The following is a 20692-nucleotide window of genomic DNA, read 5'->3' as shown; positions in this document are numbered from 1 at the left end:
AAGATACGGAATTTAACAGGGATCATATTATGGAGCCTTAAATTAATGGGGCACAGATATTGTAACAAAAGCATTGAATCAAACAAAAAACTATGAACGTAAAACGTACTTTCGGAACAATTTTAACAGTACTAGGTATTATCGGCCTGATCTATACAGGCTATGGATTTGTGAAACATGACAATAACACCCGTTCGCTGCTTGTTGCAGGCCTGATCGGTGTGGTATTCTTTTTTTCCGGTATCAGCCTGGTGAAAAATACAAAAGACGAAGCTTAGTCTTTTTTCATTTTTATTTGCTGGTTGGCAAAAGACAACCGGTGCCCAACGAAATCAGAATCCGTTAAGGAGACGATCTTTTTAAAAGCGGTATGATTATGGTCGACCGTCAGGCGGCTCAGTTTTGTCTGCCTGGTAGACACCACATCTGCGTAAAGAAAGTCTCCACGCTTATTTAGCTTAATATTCAGCAGCGGCGCATAACCATTTGGGCCGTTCAGGTTAAACTGTCCGTAAGTACAGAAATTACCAAGGCTGTAAGCAATAAATTTGTTTTTGTACACTTCTACAGCCCTGGTAACATGCGGCCCGTGTCCCAAAACCAGGTCGGCCCCCGCATCAATTACCGCATGAGAAAAGGCGTATACATCGCCCCGGTCTTCCTTATAAAAGATTTCATGGGCTCTGGGAACATGCTCAAACGTAGCGCCTTCGCCACCTCCATGGAACGAAACAATAACAATATCTGCCCGCTGTTTCAGAAACGAAACAAGTTGTTTTGCACTGTCGATACTGGTGATAGAGAGCGTAAAATCATTGGGAGAAAAAGCACAGAAACCATATTTGACACTATCTTTCTCAAAAATTGTATAGGGATGGCTCGTTAGTCCGGCATAGTTGATCTGCAGGGAATCCAAAAGTTCCGAGCTTCGTTTTCTTCCGGCAAAGCCGAAATCGCCAACATGGTTATTCGCTGTACTCAGAAGATTAAAGCCCGCATTTTTATAAACTGCGGCATAATGCTCCGGCATCCTGAAAGCAAAACAACTGTTGCCTACGGTATCTTTGCATTTTGTGGATCTCCCCTTATTCAAAAAACATCCTTCAAGGTTCCCGAACACAACATCACCTTTCAGGTACGATTTAACATGCTTAAAACTGCCTGCAGCGTCATCAGGTGGGAGGTCTGCTGCTGACCGGTATGCGGAGCCCAGCATGATATCACCCACGGCAACGATAGATATGGTGTCTTTTCTGGCTACACTTGGCGTATCTGTTTCAGCTACCTGGCCTATGACATTCGTACTGCCGGCACAGCTGATAAATATCAGGGCAGTAGCTACACCCAGCAGCATCTGACAGCAATATTTTACCCGGATAAAGGTCATTTTTGTAACTCTGTTCATGATATGCCGGTGATAAATAATAAAAAAAAAGTCCCTCTAAAATAATTAGAAGGACTGTATATCTAAAAAAAGAATTTCAATTTATTCCTCAATCAGTTCTTTCTTGGCCGATTCAATAATGCGCCCTCCTCTGTAGAAGTGTCTTGCGTAATAAGGCTCGTCGAGGTTACTGATTACTACGCCACGTGATGAAGATGCATGTGCGAAACGATGATCGCCCAGGTAAATCCCGATATGTGTAATTCTTGAGCTTTTGATTTTAAAGAAAACTAAATCGCCTTCTTTCAACTCATCTTTTGCCAGGGGATCTACCATACTGAAGATATCTCTTGAGCTTCTCAATAAAGTTGTGTTAAAAACTTTCTCGTAAATCGCTTTAGTAAAAGCTGAGCAATCGATCCCTTTTTTGGTATTGCCACCATATTGGTAACGTACACCAACCCATTCGTAAATGAATTTGTAAAGTTTAATGTTTGATGTCGCATCCAGTGCAACACCCATAACCTGGGAAAAGTATTGAGAAGCTAGATTATCAGGATCTTCTAATTTGTTGGTTTCTTTTGTTGTTTGTGCGTTTAGAGCAGTAATGCTGCACAAGGCAATAAGGGTAGAAAACAAAAACTTTTTTATCATGTTACACTTTTAAGTTTGGGTAAAGACGTACTTGCACTTAAACTTACACCACTGCGGGCTTATTGTCAGGTTTTTCAAAACTATGTATTTCAGATTTGTTATCCAAATGTAATTTGTGGAAAAAACAGGTTTGTCACATTAATATGTAAACATCTCGTTCATTTTCTACTATTTCTTCGATTTATTGCAATAAAAAAGTAGATTTGCTCTCATAAATAAAATCAATAGCCAAAAATGAGTGCAGTAGAAATTAATAAGGATACCTATCTGAAGTGGTTCGAGTCGATGTTGCTGATGCGTAAATTCGAAGAGAAAACTGGTCAACTTTACGGACAACAAAAAATCCGTGGTTTTTGTCATCTATATATTGGTCAGGAGGCGGTAATCGCCGGGGCAATTTCAGCCCTTCAACCTGGAGATTCTATGATCACTACCTACCGTGATCACGCCCATGCCCTGGCATTGGGAGTGAGTGCTGACAGTATCATGGCCGAAATGTACGGTAAAGCTACGGGATGCTCTAAAGGCAAAGGTGGTTCAATGCACATGTTTAGCAAAGAACATAATTTTTATGGCGGCCACGCAATCGTTGGTGGACAGATCCCACTTGGTGCGGGTATTGCATTTGCTGAAAAATATAAAGGAACAAGCAATCTGAATGTTTGCTATATGGGTGATGGTGCTGTTCGTCAGGGCGCACTAAACGAAACCTTCAATATGGCGATGTTATGGAAACTTCCGGTAATCTTTGTTTGCGAGAACAATGGTTATGCAATGGGAACTTCTGTAGAGCGTACTACAAACATGACAGAGATATACAAAATCGGTTTAGGTTTTGATATGCCATGTGCTCCGGTTGATGGAATGGATCCTGTTGCTGTTCACAATGCAATGGATGAAGCTGCTCAGCGCGCACGTAATGGCGAAGGACCAACATTTTTGGAAATGAGAACTTACCGTTACAGAGGACACTCTATGTCTGACCCGGCTAAATATCGTACAAAAGACGAATTAGAAGAATATAAAGCTAAAGATCCGATTGAGCAGGTGAGAGAAGTAATACTGAAAGAAAAGTATGCTGACGAAGCCTGGTTTGAAGAAATCGAAGCTAAAGTGAAAGAGACTGTTGATCACTCCGTTAAATTTGCCGAAGAGTCTCCTTGGCCAGAAGCATCAGAATTATATACTGATGTATACGTACAATCCGACTATCCATATATCATGGATTAATTTAGAACTCTTTCAATATAAAATATAGAATGGCTGAAGTAGTTAAAATGCCCAAAATGAGCGACACCATGACCGAAGGGGTGATGGCTAAGTGGCACAAAAAAGTTGGCGATAAAGTAAAAAGCGGTGATGTTCTTGCTGAAGTGGAAACTGATAAAGCGACCATGGACCTTGAATCTTACTGGGATGGTGTGATGCTGTTTATCGGTGTAGAAGAAGGTAAAGCCGTTCCTGTAGATGCAGTTATTGCTGTTATAGGTAAAGAAGGAGAAGATTACAAAGCTGCTCTGGATGCTGAAGGTTCTGCTGCTCCTGCAAAGGAAGAAGCGCCTGCGGAAAAACCTGCTGAAGAAAAAGAAGCACCAAAAGCTGAAGCTGCCGGCGCTGCGTTAACAGATGCAGACCTGGAAAAAGCAGGTGTAACGGTTGTGCGTATGCCTTTGTTAAGCGATACCATGACTGAAGGCGTAATTGCTGAATGGCATAAAAAAGTAGGTGATAAAGTTAAAAATGATGATATCCTGGCTGACGTAGAAACTGATAAGGCAACTATGGAAGTAATGGGCTATGCAGACGGAACTTTACTTCACATTGGTGTAGAGAAAGGTGCTGCTGCAAAAGTAAACGGTATTATCGCGATTGTTGGTCCTGAAGGATTTGACATCAGTGGAATACTGAACCAGGGCGATGCGCCTGCGAAACCGGTTGCTGATAAAACTGCTGACGCTCCTGTTAAAGAAACAGCTGCTCCTGCTGCTGAATCAAAATCAGAAGAAGCTCCGGCTCCTGCAGCCACTGACGGTGCCCGTTTAAAAGCATCTCCGCTGGCTAAAAAAATCGCAAAAGATAAAGGAATTGATCTTTCACAGGTTTCAGGTAGTGCTGACGGTGGACGTATCATCAAAAAAGATATAGAGAACTTTAAGCCTGCTGCTCCTGCAAAAGCTGCTGAAGGATCTGCTGCACCTGCAGAAAAAGCAGCACCGGTTCTGGCTGCTTACATAGGTGAAGAGAAATTTACAGAGAAACCAGTATCGCAAATGCGTAAAGTAATTGCAAAACGTTTATCTGAAAGTCTGTTTACAGCACCGCATTTCTATCTTACAATGAGTATTGATATGGATGCTGCAATTGCTGCACGGGGCAAAATGAATGAGTTCTCTCCGGTGAAATTATCATTTAACGACCTGGTTGTAAAAGCAGTTGCTGTTGCGTTAAAACAACATCCAAATGTGAACTCTTCATGGAGAGGTGATGTGATCCGCTACAATGAGCATGTGAACATTGGTGTGGCAATCGCTGTTGAAGATGGCCTGCTTGTTCCGGTTGTTCGTTTTGCTGATGGTAAATCATTGTCACGCATTTCTGCTGAAGTGAAAGACTTTGCACAACGTGCAAAAGCTAAAAAACTGCAGCCGTCTGACTGGGAAGGTTCTACATTCACCGTATCTAACCTGGGTATGTTCGGAATTGATGAATTTACTGCAATCATTAATACGCCAGATTCCTGTATCCTTGCAATCGGAGGAATATCACAGGTGCCGGTTGTTAAAAATGGTGCTGTAGTTCCGGGAAATGTGATGAAAGTTACTTTGAGCTGTGATCACCGTACGGTTGACGGAGCTACAGGTGCTGCATTCCTGCAAACATTTAAAGCTTTGATGGAAGAACCAGTGAGATTATTGGTTTAATAAATCGATGAAATAATTAAAAAGCTGCTTCGGCAGCTTTTTTTATGCCTTTTAGTTTTTGTACTTTTGCAGTCATGTCTAATATTAAACCGTCCTTAGCCAAAGGAACCCGTGATTTTTCACCCCAGGAAATGGTGAAACGTAACTACATTTTTGATACGATTAAAAAGGTATTTAAGAAATATGGTTATGCGGAGATACAAACTCCCTCAATGGAAAATCTCTCTACCCTTACAGGGAAATACGGTGATGAAGGCGACAAACTGATTTTTAAGATCCTGAATTCCGGAGACTATCTTTCCAAAGCAAATGCAAATCATCTGTCTGCGATGAACTCCAATGCACTGATCTCTTCCATCAGCGAAAAAGCATTGCGCTATGACCTCACTGTGCCGTTTGCACGTTATGTGGTGATGCACCAGAATGATATTGCATTACCTTTTAAGCGCTTTCAGGTGCAGCCGGTATGGCGTGCCGACCGTCCGCAGAAAGGAAGATACCGCGAGTTTTACCAATGTGATGTTGATGTGGTAGGCTCAGAAAGTCTGCTGAATGAAGCAGAATTTGTGCTGATTTATCAGGAAGCGTTAAGCAACCTTGGCATGACGGACTTTACCATTAAGATCAATAACCGAAAAATCCTTTCCGGCATCGCCGAGATCATAGGTAAGCCTGAACTGATCGTGGATATGACCGTAGCCATTGATAAACTGGATAAGATCGGTTTTGAGGGCGTAACCAAAGAACTGATCGAAAGAGGATTTACTGAACAGGATATTGACAAGTTAAAGCCGGTAATCCTGCTGCAGGGTACAAATGAAGAGAAACTGAGCAGTCTGAAACAAGTGCTGTCAGCTTCTGCAACAGGTTTAAAAGGCATTGAAGAAATCGAAACGGTATTTTCTTACGTTGCAGGACTGCTCTCTGACAGCAAACTGAAAAAACCAGATCTGGAACTGGATATCACCCTGGCACGCGGACTAAACTATTATACAGGCTGTATCTATGAAGTAAAAACCAATGAGGCTGCCATGGGCAGTATCGGGGGCGGTGGCCGTTATGATGACCTTACGGGTATGTTTGGTTTGAAAGGCCTTACCGGTGTAGGGATCTCTTTTGGGGCCGACAGGATCTATGATGTGATGCAGGAAGTTAACCTCTTCCCAGAATCTGCAGCTGCAGGAACAAAGGTGCTGATCAGTAATTTCGACAGAGAGGCAGAATTGTATGCGCTGCCGCTTTTACAGCAGTTAAGGGAAGCAGGTGTTGCCGCAGAACTTTATCCTTCATCAGCGAAGCTTAAAAAGCAGATGAGCTATGCCGATGATAAATCTATACCTTATGTGGTTCTTATTGGAAGCGATGAAATACAAAGCGGAATTCTTACTTTAAAAAACATGCACACCGGTGAGCAGGAAAAGCTTTCAAAAGATGCTATCGTTGACTTATTAAAAGCACAACAATAGCATACTCTATATCTTTTAAGTATTAGCCATTAATTGGCTAATACTTCATCAAGGAACATCATCATATGTTTCCATGATCTTTTATCTGCAAGTTCATTATAAGCTGCGCCCTTGGAATTATCATTCCCCGCTTCAGCCTCTGTAAATGAATGGACAGCATTTGCATAATAGATCATCTGCCAGTCGGCCTTAGCTGTTCTCATCTCTTTCTGAAAGGCCAGTATTACCGGAACCGGAGCATACGGATCATCTGCGCCATGCAATACCAGTACCTGTGGTTTAATTGGATTAATCGTACGTGTACTGTCGCGGTCCAGTCCGCCATGGAAGGAAACAATACCCTTAACCGGGAAGTTCTCCCTGGCAGCTTCTAAAGCTCCTGTGCCACCAAAACAATAACCGATCACAACAATCCTTGAGGCATCAGCTCCGGATTTGATCAGTTCCTGCATCGCCAGTTTGATACGCTGATGATATGCTGCAATATTCTTTTTATAATAACCTGCCTTTGCACCTGCTGCTTTGACATCAGCAGGATAATTGCCTTCACCATAAATATCTGCTATAAATGCGTGGTAGCCTGATTGCGATAACTGTGCTGCAACTCTTTTTGAATGGGCATCAATTCCCATCCAGGCAGGCAGAATGAGGATACCGGCTTTCTTCATATTCCCCCTGGCAGGAGCAATAGAAAAACCATTTAATTTCTGGCTGCCATCCTGATAGGATACAGGTTTGAGCTGTGCCGAGCTGAGCGAAACGATGAGCGCAAATGCGATAGTAAGTATTGTTTTCATGTAATTTTTAGGGGTATAACAATATTGAATTTGCAATGTTTGCTCCAAAGCCTCCCAAACAAATGATAAACCCTGTTGTTAAAAAGATAAAATCTATTGATTATGAGAACACTCTGGAGAGGATCTATTGGATTCGGACTGGTGAATATACCGATAAAACTCTATTCTGCTGTACAAAGCAGTCATCTTGACCTGGATATGCTGGATAGCAAGGATCATGCCCACATCAAGTTTAAAAGAGTGAATGAAAATACAAACAAAGAAGTGCCTTATGATAAAATCGTAAAAGGATATCTTGTAAAAGACCAGTACGTAATTTTGGATGAGCACGACTTTGAAGACGCCAGTCCGGAAAAGACCAAGATGATCGAACTGGAGAATTTTGTGAATATCAATGATATCAACCCGATTTATTACGAGATCTCTTACTATGCAGAGCCAGAGAAGCAGGGTAAAAAGGCTTATGCCCTTTTATTAAAAGCACTGGTAAAATCCGGCAAAGCAGGAGTGGCGCGCTTCGTCTTTAGAAATACCGAGAATTTATGCGTAATCCATCCGCTGGGTGATGTACTTGTGGTCACCAAAATTCGCTTTCAGCAGGAAGTAAGGGGATATGATGAACTCGAAGTGCCTGAATCCAGCACGGTTACTAAAAAAGAACTGGATATGGGCCTGGCATTAATCAAGCAGTTTACATCTGAGTTTAATATTGAGAGTTTTAAAGACGAATACAGTACAGATCTGCTGAAGATTATCAAAGCCAAGGCTAAAGGTAAAAGGGCAACTGTTAAAAAACTGAAACCAAGAGAAGAAGTCAGCGACGATCTTTATACCCAGCTGATGCAGAGCCTCGACAAAAGAAAAGGAGCCTAATATATTTTACCGGCCAGGATTCCTTCAATCCGGTCCAGAAGATCATCAATATCAAATGGTTTTGCCAGAAAGCCATTTGGTTTGAATTCTCCATGCTGCACATTTTCTGCGGTATATCGTGCCGATATCATCAGTACAGGTATATCTGCTGTACTGGCGTCAGAACGTATTGCTTTTAATAAATCACGCCCGTCACCATCCGGTAGCATGATATCTAAAATGATGAGATCAGGCTTAAATTGCTCAATATGGATCATCATATCAGCACTTTTGTTCAAGCCCGTCACTTTATAAGATTCGCTTTGCAGGATTAAAGTGATCACATCCAGAATGGCGTGATTATCTTCAATTACAAGTACGTTTTTACAGGATGGTGGAAGTATGTCCAAAGCATTAAAAATTTGTCTACAAATATATTTATCTATATGGATTATGTTTACATATTTCAAAATTATTATAAACAAAAGACTTTTATGAGACAATATGACTTGTTCGATTTTGAAATTACACGTTTAGGTGGAATTAATTGTAAACCATTCAAACCTTTTGAGTTTACTACTGTCTTATATATAAGTTTTTAGGTTAGAATAGGGGGTATAGTTGTGGCGACTATACTCCTTTTTATTTTGGTCGATAGGTGGTAATTTGTTTGGCCATACCTTTAAAAAGTACCAAATGGAAAGGATACATGGAATACCAGTACAACCTGCCCCATAATCCTGAGGGCCTGAATGTAGCCACCTGAAGAAGATAAGATTTCCCGTGGTAGCTGATGATCTTCAGCTCAAGCCATGCCTCACCCGGTACTTTCATTTCCGCATACAACAACAGCCTTGTATTTTTTCTGTCTGCCAGAAGCACCCTCCAGAAATCCAGTACATCACCGGCCTGTAAAGTAACATTGCTGGTGCGTCCTCTTCTGGTGCCTACGCCCCCGAATAACTTATCAAGAAAGCCCCGTAGATTCCATAGCCAATCCAGATAATACCAGCCCCTGCTGCCTCCTATACCCCAGATGTTTTCAAAAACCTCCTCAGCTTTTCTTTCAAATGGCATTTTTACTTTGTATTCAAGTGTACCTTTTTGCGGTACTTTTACCTGATCCATGAATGATGTATCCAGGTATCCCCTGTTTAACGCATCCTTCCAGCTCGATACGATAGAGTGCTGTTCAATCTTCTCAAAGGCGAGCTTAAGGGTTTCCATATAGTTGAAACATGTTCTTGGCACTACTTCTTTGATATGGTCATCTTTGCAGACCACTTCATTTTTCATACTGTCTACCAGGCTGCGGGCCAGGGAATACGGTACGGTGGTTACCAGGTTTAGCCACAGTGACGATAATCGCGGCGTAAGTACTGGTACAGTAAAAATCCAGCGCTTTAATCCGCGTGATCTGGCATACTGCAGCATCATTTCTTTATAGGTAAGGATATCCGGTCCACCGATATCAAAAGTCTCATTAAAAGCTTTTTCATTCATCAGTATGCCGCTCAGGTAACCCAGCACATCACGTATACCGATAGGCTGGCACCTGGTATTTACCCATTTGGGCGCAACCATTACCGGCAGTTTTTCTGTAAGATCACGGATAATCTCAAAGGAGGCACTTCCTGATCCGATGATAATCGCGGCACGTAAGATCGTGTAGGCTATTCCTGATTTCTTTAATTCTTTTTCTACGGCTAAGCGCGAGGTCAAATGTTTGGAAAGATCTTCATCATTGACAATTCCGGTCAGGTAAATAATCTGTCTGCAGGATGTTTTCTGAATTGCCTTTACAAAATGCATGGCCGATTCAAACTCCTGTTCTGAGAATTCACTACCGCCAGACGACATGGAATGCACCAGGTAATAGGCGGCATCAATGTCATCCGGAATGTTTTCCAATGTCTCCGGTTTAAGCAGGTCACCAGTGATAATTTTCACCTTATCCCCAAAATCTGATTCCGCGGCAAAACGGCGCTTGTCGCGCACCATACAAACTACATCATGTCCCTCTTCCAGCAGGACCGGTAAGAGGCGTGTGCCGATATAGCCATTGGCGCCAGTTAGCAGGATCCTCATGCAACATGGGGTTTAAAGGTATCTGTGCGTACAACCGCTTTTAATTCCTGTAGTATCGTATACAGGCCAAAGTTGGTCCTGTTTACATAGATAAAGTGTTTTACACCACGCGCCTGTTTAAATTCAGGCATCTTCGCGATCTTTTCTCCATAAGCATAAAGTTTGGCGAAGAACTCCGGCTCACTAAAATCAAAGGTGCTGCTGAGATAAGGCTTTGCAAAAAGCTGGATCATCTCCAGATATGCTTTGTAATAAAATTCTATCTGTGCCGGGGTATCGCCGGTATGGATCATATCCAGTTTTCTGAAGGCTTCGATTGTTTTTTGTTTGTCGTTCACCACGTCAGACGAGATCAGTGAAAAGAAAGGATCGTAAAAGTCGGCCGGCATTTCCTTGATACAGCCAAAGTCGATTACCCCAAGCTTCTCGTCCGGTGTGATCATAAAGTTCCCCGGATGAGGATCTGCATGTACAGCCCTGAGCTCATGCTGCTGGAAATTATAGAAATCCCACAGTGCCTGGCCAATCTTATTGCGCAGTTCCTGTGATGGATTTGTTTGCAGGAACTCCTTTAAGTGGAGCCCCTCTATCCAGTCCATTGTGATAATCCGTTTGCCCGACAATTCGGGATAATAAGTTGGGAAAACCACATTATCGAGTACTTTACAAGCTTCTGTGATTTCTATCGAGCGGCGTACCTCCAGTTCGTAGTCTGTTTCTTCCAGCAGTCTTTCCTCTACTTCTTTGATATAGATATTCAGTTCTTTTTCGCTCATCCCGAGTAAACGGAAGGCAAAAGGTTTTACCAGTTTCAGGTCCGAAGAAATACTGTCGCCAACGCCCGGGTACTGGATCTTCACTGCTAACTTTTTCCCTTTCAGTTCAGCCTGGTGTACCTGGCCTATCGAAGCAGCATTGGTGGAGACAATATTGAATTTGTCATAAATTGCTTCGGGGGTTTTACCAAAGTTTTTGGTAAATGTCCGCACAATCAGCGGTCCTGAGAGCGGAGGTGCGTTGTATTGTGACTGTGTAAATTTGTCGACATACGATTTGGGCAGGATGTTCTTATCCATACTGAGCATTTGCGCAATTTTCAACGCGCTTCCTTTCAGTTCGCTCAATGATTTATAAATGTCTGTAGCATTATCTTCATTGAGTTCATCCCTTCCCATCTCGGGGTTAAAAAGTTTCTTGGAGTAATGTTTGATATAATTGCCGCCAATCTGGAAACCCGTTTTTACAAATTTAGCTGATCGCTCAGCTTTGGTAACAGGGATACTGTTCTGTTCGTTCATATGCTCTATTTCCTCATTTTTTCTGTAAACCTGCTGTTTCTCGACAAGAACTTTCCATACTCAAACAAGTTATCGAGAGGGGAGCGCTGAAACAGATCGAAGGTTACGTTAATGCCTTTTTCAATGGCTTCGTCGGTTTTTTCAAATCCTGTACTGTCGTCATTCACCCAGAAATTAAGAATAAAGGCAAACTGGATCCATAATGCGTCTTTATATCTTTTGGTCAGGAATTTACGGTCGGCCAGTTCCCCGTTTTCCACTCCTTCGCTGATCAGCTCTTCGGCAAAATTTTCGAATATTGGTTTTACGCCAGATAATACTGACGGTGTGGCAAATTTGGCAGAATGCTGTTTCAGGCTGTAAACGATAAAGCTCCTGTGTTTTTTCAGCACTTCTACATAACTGTAAAAGAACGAAAGCATCCTGTCACGCGAAGAATACTGTGCCCACACTTCCTGCTGCTGTATTGTATCTATCGTATCCACTGTAAGGTCTGCCCAAATCAGCTTCTCAATACTTTCAAATGAGGCATAGAACTGATAAAATTCAGATTCTGTGATTTTCAGTTTTTTCACAAAACTGTAAACAGATTTTGGCTGCTCGTCATGTGTAAGTACGTAATCGATATAGCCAGTTTTTATTTGCTGAGACGTTGCCATATAATTTGTATTTGATTTTAGAAATATCTGCTAAATGGCGTACAGTTACTATGCCATAAGTAGATACATATACGCTATTTGTAATTTAAAAGGTTTTATAAAGGCTTTGTTACTTTATAATTACACGAATGATCCTTATTTACTTACTTTTACAGATCAATTGAAAAAGAAACGCTTACATATTCAACAGGCCTTTGCGGTTTGTATGCTGTGGGTATTTGCCATAGCACTCATTCCCTGGAGTACTCTTCATCATCATGAGGAGGAGCAGAACGATTGCGCCAAATATGGTAAGATGTGTATGCACAAGACGCATATTGGCAATGAATCCCATAACTGCCTGATCTGTTCTGCACACTTTGAAAAAGATTATTTAACAAGTACCCATTCCTTTGAGCTGAAGTCCAGAAGTATATTGCTGATCAAAACTTATGTTTTGATTACTGCAAGTTATACTGCTTTAAGAGGCACTTCTCTACGCGGCCCCCCGATAGCCTGATCTCATTCCAAATAAACAGGTCTGTGTTTTACAGCACAGGCATCTGCTGAATACCTATTTGGCCTTCAGTAAATTACACACAAATGAAATCATGTGCTAATAGGATTTTGCAATAGCTCTAACCATCAATAGCGTTGCAGGCCATTGGCGAAAATATAAATATATATGAAAAAGATACTTCTATTTTTAGTTGTACTCATCTCCGTTTTTACTTTCAATGTTACATCCGCTGCCGCACAGACAGAGTTCAGGGGCAGGATTACTGATGCACAAACACAGTCACCTCTGCCAGGCGCAGCTATTTCTATTCCCGACCTGCGCAGTTCTGCAATTACCAACCAAAATGGAGAATTCGTTATCAAAAATATCCCTGCACGCGGACGCTTCCTCGTTCAGGTAAGCTATATCGGGTACAGGACCATCACACAATCTGTTGATCTTGCAAATGCCGGCGCGCTTAACTTTGCTTTACAGGCGAGCGTGATTGAAGGAAGGGAAGTAGTGATTACCGGATCTGCTTCAAGTTCAGATAACCGCAAAAACAGTACTTCCGTTTCTGCGGTGAGCAAGGCCGATCTCCTGTATCATCCTTCTACAAACCTGATTGATGCGATCTCCCGCGTACCGGGAGTAGCCCAGGTTACTACAGGCCCGGGTATCTCCAAACCAGTTATCCGCGGATTAAGCTATAACCGTGTGGTTACAGTAAGTGACGGTGTAAAACAACAGGGGCAGCAGTGGGGCGATGAGCACGGTATTGAAATTGATCAGTACAGTGCCGACCATGTGGAGGTACTGAAAGGCCCGGCCAGTTTAATGTATGGCTCCGACGCATTAGGCGGGGTAATCAATATCCTTGACGGGCTGCCTGCACCGGACGGTACACTGAGGGGAGAATTCCTGACCAATTATGCTACCAACAACGGGCTGACCGGAAGTTCACTGATGCTGCAGGGCAACGAGAACGGGTTTATATATAAAGTGCGCGGATCATACAAAAATGCCTACTCTTATAAAACCCCAACTGAATTTGTTCCAAATTCGGGCTTTAATGAAACAAACTTTGAAGGACAGATCGGCTTAAATAAAAAATGGGGATATGCACATTTGGATGCGTCCAGCTTTCGTACCAATATTGGCTTTTATGAGCCTGTGAGAAATGACGCAGGCGCGCTGGTAGATGACGACGGCAATACTTTTACCGATGCACAGAATAAAGACAGGACACTGGCCTACCCAAAACAGGATGTCCGCCATTACAAAATTGCGCTGAACAGTAATATCCTTTTAGGCGATGGTAGTTTAAAAGCTACGCTGGGTTATCAGCATAACCTTCGCAGGGAACTCGAAGGCGCAGGAGATGACGGACTGGCTCTATTCCTCAACAGTTATACTTACAGCTACGACCTTAAATACTCATTTAAGGAAGTAAACGGATGGGCCCCAGTATTGGGTGCATCAGGAGAATTTATGCACAGTATCAATACTACCGGTGCCGAACAGCTGATCCCTGATTATGATTCACAAGCCGCAGGTGGATTTGCCTATGTAAAAAAAACATGGGATAACGATACCTTTAATGCGGGTATCCGTTTCGACTACAGAAAAATGACTGGTAAAGCCTTTGACGGCGACTCACAGTTCAGTGCTTTTGACAATAAATTCTCGCACGTTACCGGGGCCCTGGGTTATACACATGAATTTAATGAGGCATTCAGCTTTAAGGCCAACGCAGGAAGCGCATTCAGGGCACCAAACATCGCAGAGCTATCAGCTAATGGCGTACATGAAGGTGCTTTCCGCTATGAGTTGGGTAATCCGGATCTTAAACCGGAACAAAGTTACCAGGCCGACGCTTCTTTTGAATACCAGAACCAGTATGTAAGTACAAGCCTGGGTGCTTTTGCCAATATCATCAACAACTATATTTATTACAGTACAAATGGTCAGAACATTGATGTAGATGGCAGAGATTACCCTGTATACAACTTTGTTCAGGACGATGCTTTTCTGCGCGGGATAGAAGCTACATTAACTTTACACCCGGTTAGCCTGATCCATTTTGAAAATAGCTTCTCTTATACCAGGGCAACAAACCGCACTACCAAAGAGTCGCTTCCGTTTACCCCGGCTGCTGCTTTGCGTAACGAACTGCGTTTTGAACCAAAGATAGCAGGAACCTCACATTCGTATGTTTCTGTTGGTATAGATAACTTCTGGAGACAGAGTAAAATTGACAGCTTTGAGCAACCTACTGCGGGCTATACCCTTTTAAATGCCGCTATCGGAACTACCCTGAAGCTAAGCAAAGATCAGGTGATCACGATTTATGCAGCGGGTAAAAATCTGCTGAACAAAGCTTATTATGATCATTTAAGCCGTTTTAAACCGGGCAGATTAAGTGATGAAGATCCTACACTGGGGATCTATAATATGGGACGTAATATCACATTTGGTGTGAATATTCCTTTTACATTAAAAAAATAGACTAGATCAATTCCGCCATTTTAAGCCCCGTTTCTTTAAAAAGGAACGGGGCTTTGTTGTAAATAATCGTTAATTTTAGAAACTTATCCTTCTGTGCATGTTTCATAGAGGAAAATTAAAACCCTATGTTCAGAAAACTTCTAGTTTCATCTTTCCTGTTATTTTGTTTTATGCTGTCTGCGTCTGCCCAGAAGACTGATACGCTTTCTATCACACTCGAAAATATCAAATACCCTTATCCCGTAAAGTTCTTTCCTATCCATACCGAAGGACAGGATATACGTATGGCTTATATGGATATCGCGCCCACTCAAAATGCAAATGGAAGAACAGTAGTCTTATTTCATGGAAAGAACTTTGGCGGTTATTACTGGACAAATGTAATCAAGGCTTTAACCGGCAGGGGTTTCAGGGTAGTGGTTCCTGACCAGATTGGATTTGGTAAATCATCGAAAGCATTTATCCATTACAGCTTTCACCAGATGGCGAGATGGAATAAAGCCTTATTGGATACCCTGGGGATTCAAAAAGCAAATATACTTGGCCATTCTATGGGCGGTATGCTGGCCACCAGATTTGCCCTCATGTATCCGCAAACTACAGAAAAGCTGTTGCTTGAAGATCCGATAGGTCTGGAAGACTACAGGCAGTTTGTGCCATACACCACGACAGAAGAGCAATACAAAACAGAACTGAAGGCTACTGCGGAAAGTATCAAAAAATATTATCAAAGCTCGTATTTTACAGTATGGAAGCCGGAGTACGATGAGCTGGTAAGTATAGGAGCTGGTGTAACCGGCAGTGCCGATTTCCCGCGCTATGCAAAAGTAGCGGCCATGACATTCACAATGATTTATGAACAGCCGGTACTGTATGAGTTGCAGAACATTACTGTGCCTACAATCTTGTTTATCGGCAAAGAAGATAAAACCATTGTAGGAAAAGGATTGCTCAGCCCGGAACTGCAGGCCGCTCACGGACAATACAAGTTGCTCGGAAAACAGACTGCTGCCCGTATCCCTAAAGCAAAGCTGATAGAATTTGACGGCTGCGGACATATCCCGCATGTAGAAGTTTCCACAGAGTTTATTGTGGCGCTGTTAGGCGGGCTTTAATAAATAAAAACCGCTATGCACAGCGGTTTTTTTATAAGCTTGCACGCTTCGTAAAATAGAAAGGTACTTCTATGTGTCTTCTCGAATTATCCAGGATCAGGTTTGCTGCTGCATTGCCCATAAAGCTGAAATCAGTCGAAATTGTAGAGATCCCGTTCACCAGTATCTTTTTCAATGGTGTCTCATTATAGGAAATTACCCCTACGTCCTTTCCTATTGTAGACCCCAGACTGATCAGGCGCTCCAGCAGTACAACCAGGTCATCTTCCATCAAATTGATAAACACTTCTCCTGAGTTAATCGGTTCAATAGAAATATTGTTCACCACCTGATGTGTAAAGGCATATTGCTGGCAAAACCTGATAAAACCTTTCAGGATCTCCTTTGGGAAATAGCTCTGTTTTGGAAAAATAATCTTGATCGTATGGTACTTGCTCAGTGGGGCCAGCGCCTGCTCCAGGGCATTATAGATATTCTGTTCAAAGTTTTCATAGGCAGCTGCATATTCACCCTCTATACCTGGCAGCAGCTTGTCCAGCATCACCAGTTTGTGTTTTGGCAGCAGGTTGATCACATCCCTTGCAAAGCCGTCGTCGTCTATAAAATGAGGAATAATTACATAATGTGAATAATCGTCCTTCTGGTTGGCCAGGAAATGTTTGAACAGGCTGAAGTTGTTGTTATAGATATAAAAGTCTACCGTAACATCCTGGCCCAGGGTGGCGATAAAGGCGTCATAAATAATCTTTTTATGTGCACTGAGTTTATTAAACAGCAGAAATACCTTCAGCTGCTGCTTAAAATTTGTATTGGTGATGTAGTAGCCTTTTCCCGGTACGGAATTGATGATGCCTTTCTTTTTGAGGTAACGATAGCCCTTTTCTGCTGTATCCCGTGATAATTCCAGATTGCAGCTCACTTCATTGATGGAGGGGAGCATACTGTCCATCTTTAATTTCCCCTGTTCGATGGCTTTGATCACCAGCCGGGAGAGCTGCAGGTACTTCGGGGTAGCAGAATATTCATCAATACAATCACAAAACATATTTGTCTTCATGTGATAAAAGGTTTTAGTCTTTCGTGAATAATAAATCCTTTCAGCGCGGCCGCGCTATAGCAGATTTCATACAGTACATCTATTTGGTTTATTATTTTTTTAAATAATAGTTCAAGGTATAATTTATTTGAGAGATAAACTATATCAATTTATATCTTTTTAAAAAAAGATAACACATTGTTTAGTAGTCTGTTAACGTGTATTTTCCATAACTGTACAGGACGGTTGTCAGGATGCTACAGGTCACTTTTTTGACACATGGCCTATACATTAGATCATCCAAATATTATTCCAGTTATGAAAAGAGAATTTCTACTATTCCGTTTTCCGGGTAGCCCTATGCTATTTTTCTTCTTGCTGTTTTGTTGCAGTGGCAGTTTGCTGGCGCAAGACATCACCGTGCAGGGAAAAGTAACCAGCGCAGATGACAATACACCATTACCCGGGGTGTCAGTTTATGTGAAAGAAACCCGCAAAGGGGCTTCAACCAATACCGATGGCCTGTTTTCTATCAGCGCTGCAAAAGGCAATACCCTCATCTTTACTTTTGTAGGCTATGAGACCAAAGAGGTACCTGTCACAGGTGCTGCTATCAGTGTAAAGCTCAGTCCGGCCAGCGCCGCCCTTTCTGAGGTAGCAGTAGTAGGGTATGGGGTGCAGAAAAAGAAAGATCTGACAGGTTCCGTGGCTACGGTAGACCTGGCACAGATCAAAGATCTGCCGGTTACCTCTGTAGACCAGAAGCTGGTAGGCCAGGTTTCCGGTGTGCAGATCAGTACCAATACTGGGTCGCCGGGGGCAGGGTCAACCATTAAAATCCGTGGTTCCGGATCCATAGGGGCAGGAGATAATCCCTTGTTTGTGGTGGATGGTTATCCCATCTCCAATACTGCCGGATTAACGTACAATCCATTAAATGTGATCAATCCTGATGATATCGAGTCGGTCACTATACTTAAGGATGCCTCCTCTACGGCGATCTATGGTTCGCGCGGATCAAATGGGGTTGTGGTGATCACTACTAAAAAGGGAAAAACAGGTGCGCCGGTCATTACCCTCAATTCTTATGTCGGCACCCAATCCGTCCCGCAGCGTGGCAGGCCTAAAATGCTCAATGGAGAGCAGTATGCGCAGTTCCGCCAGGATATCATTACTGATGATTTTGCTTTCAGGGGTGTACCGGTTACCCAGGTAGATATTCCTGCAGAATTCCGTAACCCTGCGCAGTACGGGGCGGGTACGGATTGGTACAATGAGATCCTGCGCAGGGCCACACAAAATAGCCTGGACCTGGGTATCAGCGGAGGTACAGAAGATACACACTATAACTTTTCGGTCAACCGTCTTAACCAGGAGGGTACCATCAGGTATACCGACTTTTCCCGGTACTCCATCCGTGCCAATATAGAAACTAACGTCAGTAAAAAATTAAAGGTGGGCATTAACCTGGCTCCCACCAACAGCGTGCAGAACCGTAATAATTTTGATTCCGGGGGCCGGGACGTGATCACGCGTGCTTTATGGCTCAGCCCTATTGTTCCTGTAACTGATGTGAATGGCAACCGTACTTCCTATATCAACTCTCCGGGCGGCATCGGGGCGCCAAATCCGCTCAACTCACTTCAATTTGCAGGAACGCAGGATAAATATTTCCGTGGCCTGGGCGGTGCCTATGCAGAATATCAGATTATCCCCGGCTTAAAAGCAAAATACAGCTACAATGTAGATTACACCAGTGAGAACTCATTCAACTTTAACCCCTCAACCGTAGGTGGAGAGAGTAACCCCGCACCGGTAGTGCCAAATTCCAATACCTATAAAAATACTACCTTCAACTGGCTGTCGGAGTTGTTGCTGAGCTATGATAAAACCTTTGGTACCAATCACCATGTGAGTGCCGTTGCAGGTTTCAGTGCACAGAAGGAGAGAATGAATGCGATTACACTTTTCGCTGATAACTATCCTGATGACCTGGTTAAAACGATCAATGCCGCAGCGGTAATCAGCACCTATGGAGAGGATATCCAGAAATGGTCGCTGATTTCCTACCTGGCCAGGGCAAACTATTCCTATAAGGATAAATACCTGATCACGGCAACTATCCGTACTGATGGTTCTTCGCGCTTTGGCAGCAACCAGCGGTATGGTACCTTTCCTTCCACTGCTATCGGATGGAGAGTGTCGCAGGAAGACTTCCTGAAAGATACCAAATGGCTGAGCGACCTGAAACTGCGCGCCAGTTTTGGTAAAGCCGGTAACTTTAATATCGGAAATTATACCTATACCTCCAATGTCGGCACCGCCAACTATGCTTTTAATGGCAACCTGGCTCCGGGCAGGGTATCCACTACACTGAATAACCCCGATCTTACCTGGGAAAATTCCGAAGAGTTTGATGGGGGTATCGACCTCGGATTATTCAAAGACCGTATCTACCTGAATCTCGATTATTATAACCGTTTAACTACTGGTATGCTCTACAACAGTGAGATCCCGCAGTCATCCGGATACTCGAATGCCATTATCAACTCCGGTAAAATCCGTAACCGCGGTTTTGAGATTGGCCTGTCTACGAAAAACCTGCAGGGCCAGTTCAAATGGAACACCAATGCCAACATTTCCTTTAACCGCAACAGGGTGCTGGCACTCAATGCCAATAATGATCCTATTTACAGCGGATTGAGTGGCGAGGGTTCCTACACACATGTTACTCAGGTGGGTCAGCCGATCGGGCAGTTCTATGGGTATGTGGTAGAAGGTATCTATAAAGATCAGGCAGACCTCAACAATTCGCCTCACCACGTTACTTCCGTAGTAGGGTCTATCAAATATAAAGATGTAGATGGCAATGGTATTATAGAACCTGTCAAAGATTTCGCCGTGATTGGTCATGCACAGCCCAACTTTACCTATGGCTTCAGCAACTCCTTCTCCTACAAAAACTTTGACCTCAGTGTAATCTTTGTTGGTTCGCAGGGCGGTCAGGAACTCAAAACAGCCAATCAGTACCTGCTCAACATTGACGGTGTATTCAATGTAGACCAGAAGGTACTCAACCGCTGGCGCTCGCCCCAAAATCCGGGTGATGGGTTTACGCCCACCACTAACGGTTCAAGGGTCATCTACCGTGATGTCAACTCCTCATGGGTAGAAAATGCCAGTTTCCTGCGCCTGCAGAACGTAACCCTTGGTTATAATTTTGCGGGCTCCCTGCTTGCCAAATCCAAATTGATCAAAGGTGCCCGTTTTTATGTCAGTGGCCAAAATCTGTACACCTTTACCAAGTACAATGGTAATCCGGAGGCCAATACCGCCACAGGCAGTGCTTTAACACCGGGAGAAGATTTTACCAACTATCCTTTGGCAAGAACGCTGATCATGGGACTTAACCTAACTTTTTAGACAAGCTTATCTG

At 43.0% G+C, this 20692-nt stretch carries 17 protein-coding genes; 9 read left to right on the top strand and 8 right to left on the bottom strand.

The genetic code is table 11. From position 1 onward, the window contains the following. Positions 1 to 92 precede the first annotated feature (92 nt). Entirely contained in the window at positions 93 to 278 is a 186-nt protein-coding gene (locus FN831_RS16645; protein ID WP_142529317.1) for a hypothetical protein, read from the top strand. On the opposite strand, the gene FN831_RS16640 is transcribed toward FN831_RS16645, so the two are convergent. After that, entirely contained in the window at positions 275 to 1405 is a 1131-nt protein-coding gene (locus tag FN831_RS16640) for a CapA family protein (protein ID WP_246101587.1), read from the bottom strand. The genes FN831_RS16645 and FN831_RS16640 overlap by 4 nt on opposite strands. 81 nt (positions 1406 to 1486) lie before the next feature. Beyond that, on the bottom strand, positions 1487 to 2038 hold the full coding sequence (locus FN831_RS16635; protein WP_142529316.1) for a C40 family peptidase: 552 nt from the start codon (positions 2036 to 2038) through the stop codon (positions 1487 to 1489). Between the two features lie 234 nt (positions 2039 to 2272). Here FN831_RS16635 and pdhA point away from each other — a divergent pair, with 234 nt between their 5' ends. The 3 genes from pdhA to hisS all read left to right on the top strand — a co-directional run bounded on the left by pdhA (position 2273) and on the right by hisS (position 6425). After that, positions 2273 to 3268 (top strand): pyruvate dehydrogenase (acetyl-transferring) E1 component subunit alpha, encoded by a 996-nt coding sequence (gene pdhA / locus FN831_RS16630; RefSeq protein WP_090555553.1) that lies wholly within the window; start codon positions 2273 to 2275, stop codon positions 3266 to 3268. Between the two features lie 29 nt (positions 3269 to 3297). After that, the gene (locus FN831_RS16625) at positions 3298 to 4959 is read left to right on the top strand and encodes a pyruvate dehydrogenase complex dihydrolipoamide acetyltransferase (protein ID WP_142529315.1); all 1662 of its coding nucleotides are present in this window, start codon (positions 3298 to 3300) and stop codon (positions 4957 to 4959) included. A 74-nt stretch (positions 4960 to 5033) separates the two neighbouring features. Then, positions 5034 to 6425 carry a histidine--tRNA ligase gene (hisS, locus tag FN831_RS16620; RefSeq protein WP_142529314.1) on the top strand — a complete coding sequence of 464 codons (1392 nt, stop codon included), beginning with the start codon at positions 5034 to 5036 and terminating at the stop codon, positions 6423 to 6425. A 29-nt stretch (positions 6426 to 6454) separates the two neighbouring features. On the opposite strand, the gene FN831_RS16615 is transcribed toward hisS, so the two are convergent. After that, positions 6455 to 7222, bottom strand: a complete 768-nt coding sequence (locus tag FN831_RS16615; RefSeq protein ID WP_142529313.1) for a dienelactone hydrolase family protein — start codon at positions 7220 to 7222, stop codon at positions 6455 to 6457. Between the two features lie 102 nt (positions 7223 to 7324). Here FN831_RS16615 and ku point away from each other — a divergent pair, with 102 nt between their 5' ends. Continuing rightward, positions 7325 to 8095: a non-homologous end joining protein Ku gene (gene ku / locus FN831_RS16610; protein ID WP_142529312.1), complete on the top strand. Its 771-nt coding sequence runs from the start codon at positions 7325 to 7327 to the stop codon at positions 8093 to 8095. Here the strand turns inward: ku and FN831_RS16605 are convergent. The 4 genes from FN831_RS16605 to FN831_RS16590 form a co-directional block, all read right to left on the bottom strand. After that, entirely contained in the window at positions 8092 to 8484 is a 393-nt protein-coding gene (locus tag FN831_RS16605) for a response regulator transcription factor (RefSeq protein WP_142529311.1), read from the bottom strand. The two genes, ku and FN831_RS16605, sit on opposite strands and share 4 nt — an antisense overlap. A 232-nt stretch (positions 8485 to 8716) precedes the next feature. Continuing rightward, positions 8717 to 10162: an SDR family oxidoreductase gene (locus tag FN831_RS16600; RefSeq protein WP_142529310.1), complete on the bottom strand. Its 1446-nt coding sequence runs from the start codon at positions 10160 to 10162 to the stop codon at positions 8717 to 8719. After that, on the bottom strand, positions 10159 to 11460 hold the full coding sequence (locus tag FN831_RS16595; RefSeq protein ID WP_142529309.1) for an ABC1 kinase family protein: 1302 nt from the start codon (positions 11458 to 11460) through the stop codon (positions 10159 to 10161). Before FN831_RS16595 ends, FN831_RS16600 begins: the two co-directional genes overlap by 4 nt. A 5-nt stretch (positions 11461 to 11465) precedes the next feature. After that, a complete protein-coding gene (locus FN831_RS16590) occupies positions 11466 to 12119 on the bottom strand; it encodes a TetR family transcriptional regulator C-terminal domain-containing protein (protein ID WP_142529308.1) in 654 nt (217 codons plus the stop codon). 160 nt (positions 12120 to 12279) lie between these two features. On the opposite strand from FN831_RS16590, the gene FN831_RS16585 reads away from it, so the two are divergent. From FN831_RS16585 to FN831_RS16575, 3 genes are all read left to right on the top strand, one after another. Beyond that, the gene (locus tag FN831_RS16585) at positions 12280 to 12618 is read left to right on the top strand and encodes a hypothetical protein (protein WP_142529307.1); all 339 of its coding nucleotides are present in this window, start codon (positions 12280 to 12282) and stop codon (positions 12616 to 12618) included. A gap of 165 nt (positions 12619 to 12783) precedes the next feature. Next, positions 12784 to 15105, top strand: a complete 2322-nt coding sequence (locus tag FN831_RS16580) for a TonB-dependent receptor (protein ID WP_142529306.1) — start codon at positions 12784 to 12786, stop codon at positions 15103 to 15105. A 125-nt stretch (positions 15106 to 15230) separates the two neighbouring features. Next, on the top strand, positions 15231 to 16220 hold the full coding sequence (locus tag FN831_RS16575) for an alpha/beta fold hydrolase (protein ID WP_142529305.1): 990 nt from the start codon (positions 15231 to 15233) through the stop codon (positions 16218 to 16220). A 31-nt stretch (positions 16221 to 16251) separates the two neighbouring features. Here the strand turns inward: FN831_RS16575 and FN831_RS16570 are convergent, their stop codons facing one another. After that, positions 16252 to 17277, bottom strand: a complete 1026-nt coding sequence (locus tag FN831_RS16570; protein ID WP_142529304.1) for a GntR family transcriptional regulator — start codon at positions 17275 to 17277, stop codon at positions 16252 to 16254. 297 nt (positions 17278 to 17574) lie between these two features. Between FN831_RS16570 and FN831_RS16565 the strand changes: the two genes are divergently transcribed. Then, entirely contained in the window at positions 17575 to 20679 is a 3105-nt protein-coding gene (locus FN831_RS16565) for a SusC/RagA family TonB-linked outer membrane protein (protein ID WP_185960513.1), read from the top strand. Positions 20680 to 20692 lie beyond the last annotated feature (13 nt).

This window comes from Pedobacter westerhofensis (genome assembly GCF_900182595.1).
GTDB lineage: Bacteria > Bacteroidota > Bacteroidia > Sphingobacteriales > Sphingobacteriaceae > Pedobacter > Pedobacter westerhofensis.
The sequence above is the reverse complement of the archived record's forward strand: the minus strand, read 5'-3'. Positions and strand labels throughout refer to the sequence as shown.

Excerpts from the sequence above, each read along its gene's own strand:
- FN831_RS16570 (WP_142529304.1), bottom strand. The coding sequence starts at position 17,277 with ATGAAGACAAATATGTTTTGTGATTGTATTGATGAATATTCTGCTACC.
- FN831_RS16625 (WP_142529315.1), top strand. The coding sequence starts at position 3,298 with ATGGCTGAAGTAGTTAAAATGCCCAAAATGAGCGACACCATGACCGAA.
- ku (WP_142529312.1), top strand. The coding sequence starts at position 7,325 with ATGAGAACACTCTGGAGAGGATCTATTGGATTCGGACTGGTGAATATA.
- hisS (WP_142529314.1), top strand. The coding sequence starts at position 5,034 with ATGTCTAATATTAAACCGTCCTTAGCCAAAGGAACCCGTGATTTTTCA.
- pdhA (WP_090555553.1), top strand. The coding sequence starts at position 2,273 with ATGAGTGCAGTAGAAATTAATAAGGATACCTATCTGAAGTGGTTCGAG.
- FN831_RS16565 (WP_185960513.1), top strand. The coding sequence starts at position 17,575 with ATGAAAAGAGAATTTCTACTATTCCGTTTTCCGGGTAGCCCTATGCTA.
- FN831_RS16615 (WP_142529313.1), bottom strand. The coding sequence starts at position 7,222 with ATGAAAACAATACTTACTATCGCATTTGCGCTCATCGTTTCGCTCAGC.
- FN831_RS16590 (WP_142529308.1), bottom strand. The coding sequence starts at position 12,119 with ATGGCAACGTCTCAGCAAATAAAAACTGGCTATATCGATTACGTACTT.
- FN831_RS16600 (WP_142529310.1), bottom strand. The coding sequence starts at position 10,162 with ATGAGGATCCTGCTAACTGGCGCCAATGGCTATATCGGCACACGCCTC.
- FN831_RS16575 (WP_142529305.1), top strand. The coding sequence starts at position 15,231 with ATGTTCAGAAAACTTCTAGTTTCATCTTTCCTGTTATTTTGTTTTATG.
- FN831_RS16580 (WP_142529306.1), top strand. The coding sequence starts at position 12,784 with ATGAAAAAGATACTTCTATTTTTAGTTGTACTCATCTCCGTTTTTACT.
- FN831_RS16595 (WP_142529309.1), bottom strand. The coding sequence starts at position 11,460 with ATGAACGAACAGAACAGTATCCCTGTTACCAAAGCTGAGCGATCAGCT.
- FN831_RS16645 (WP_142529317.1), top strand. The coding sequence starts at position 93 with ATGAACGTAAAACGTACTTTCGGAACAATTTTAACAGTACTAGGTATT.
- FN831_RS16640 (WP_246101587.1), bottom strand. The coding sequence starts at position 1,405 with ATGAACAGAGTTACAAAAATGACCTTTATCCGGGTAAAATATTGCTGT.
- FN831_RS16635 (WP_142529316.1), bottom strand. The coding sequence starts at position 2,038 with ATGATAAAAAAGTTTTTGTTTTCTACCCTTATTGCCTTGTGCAGCATT.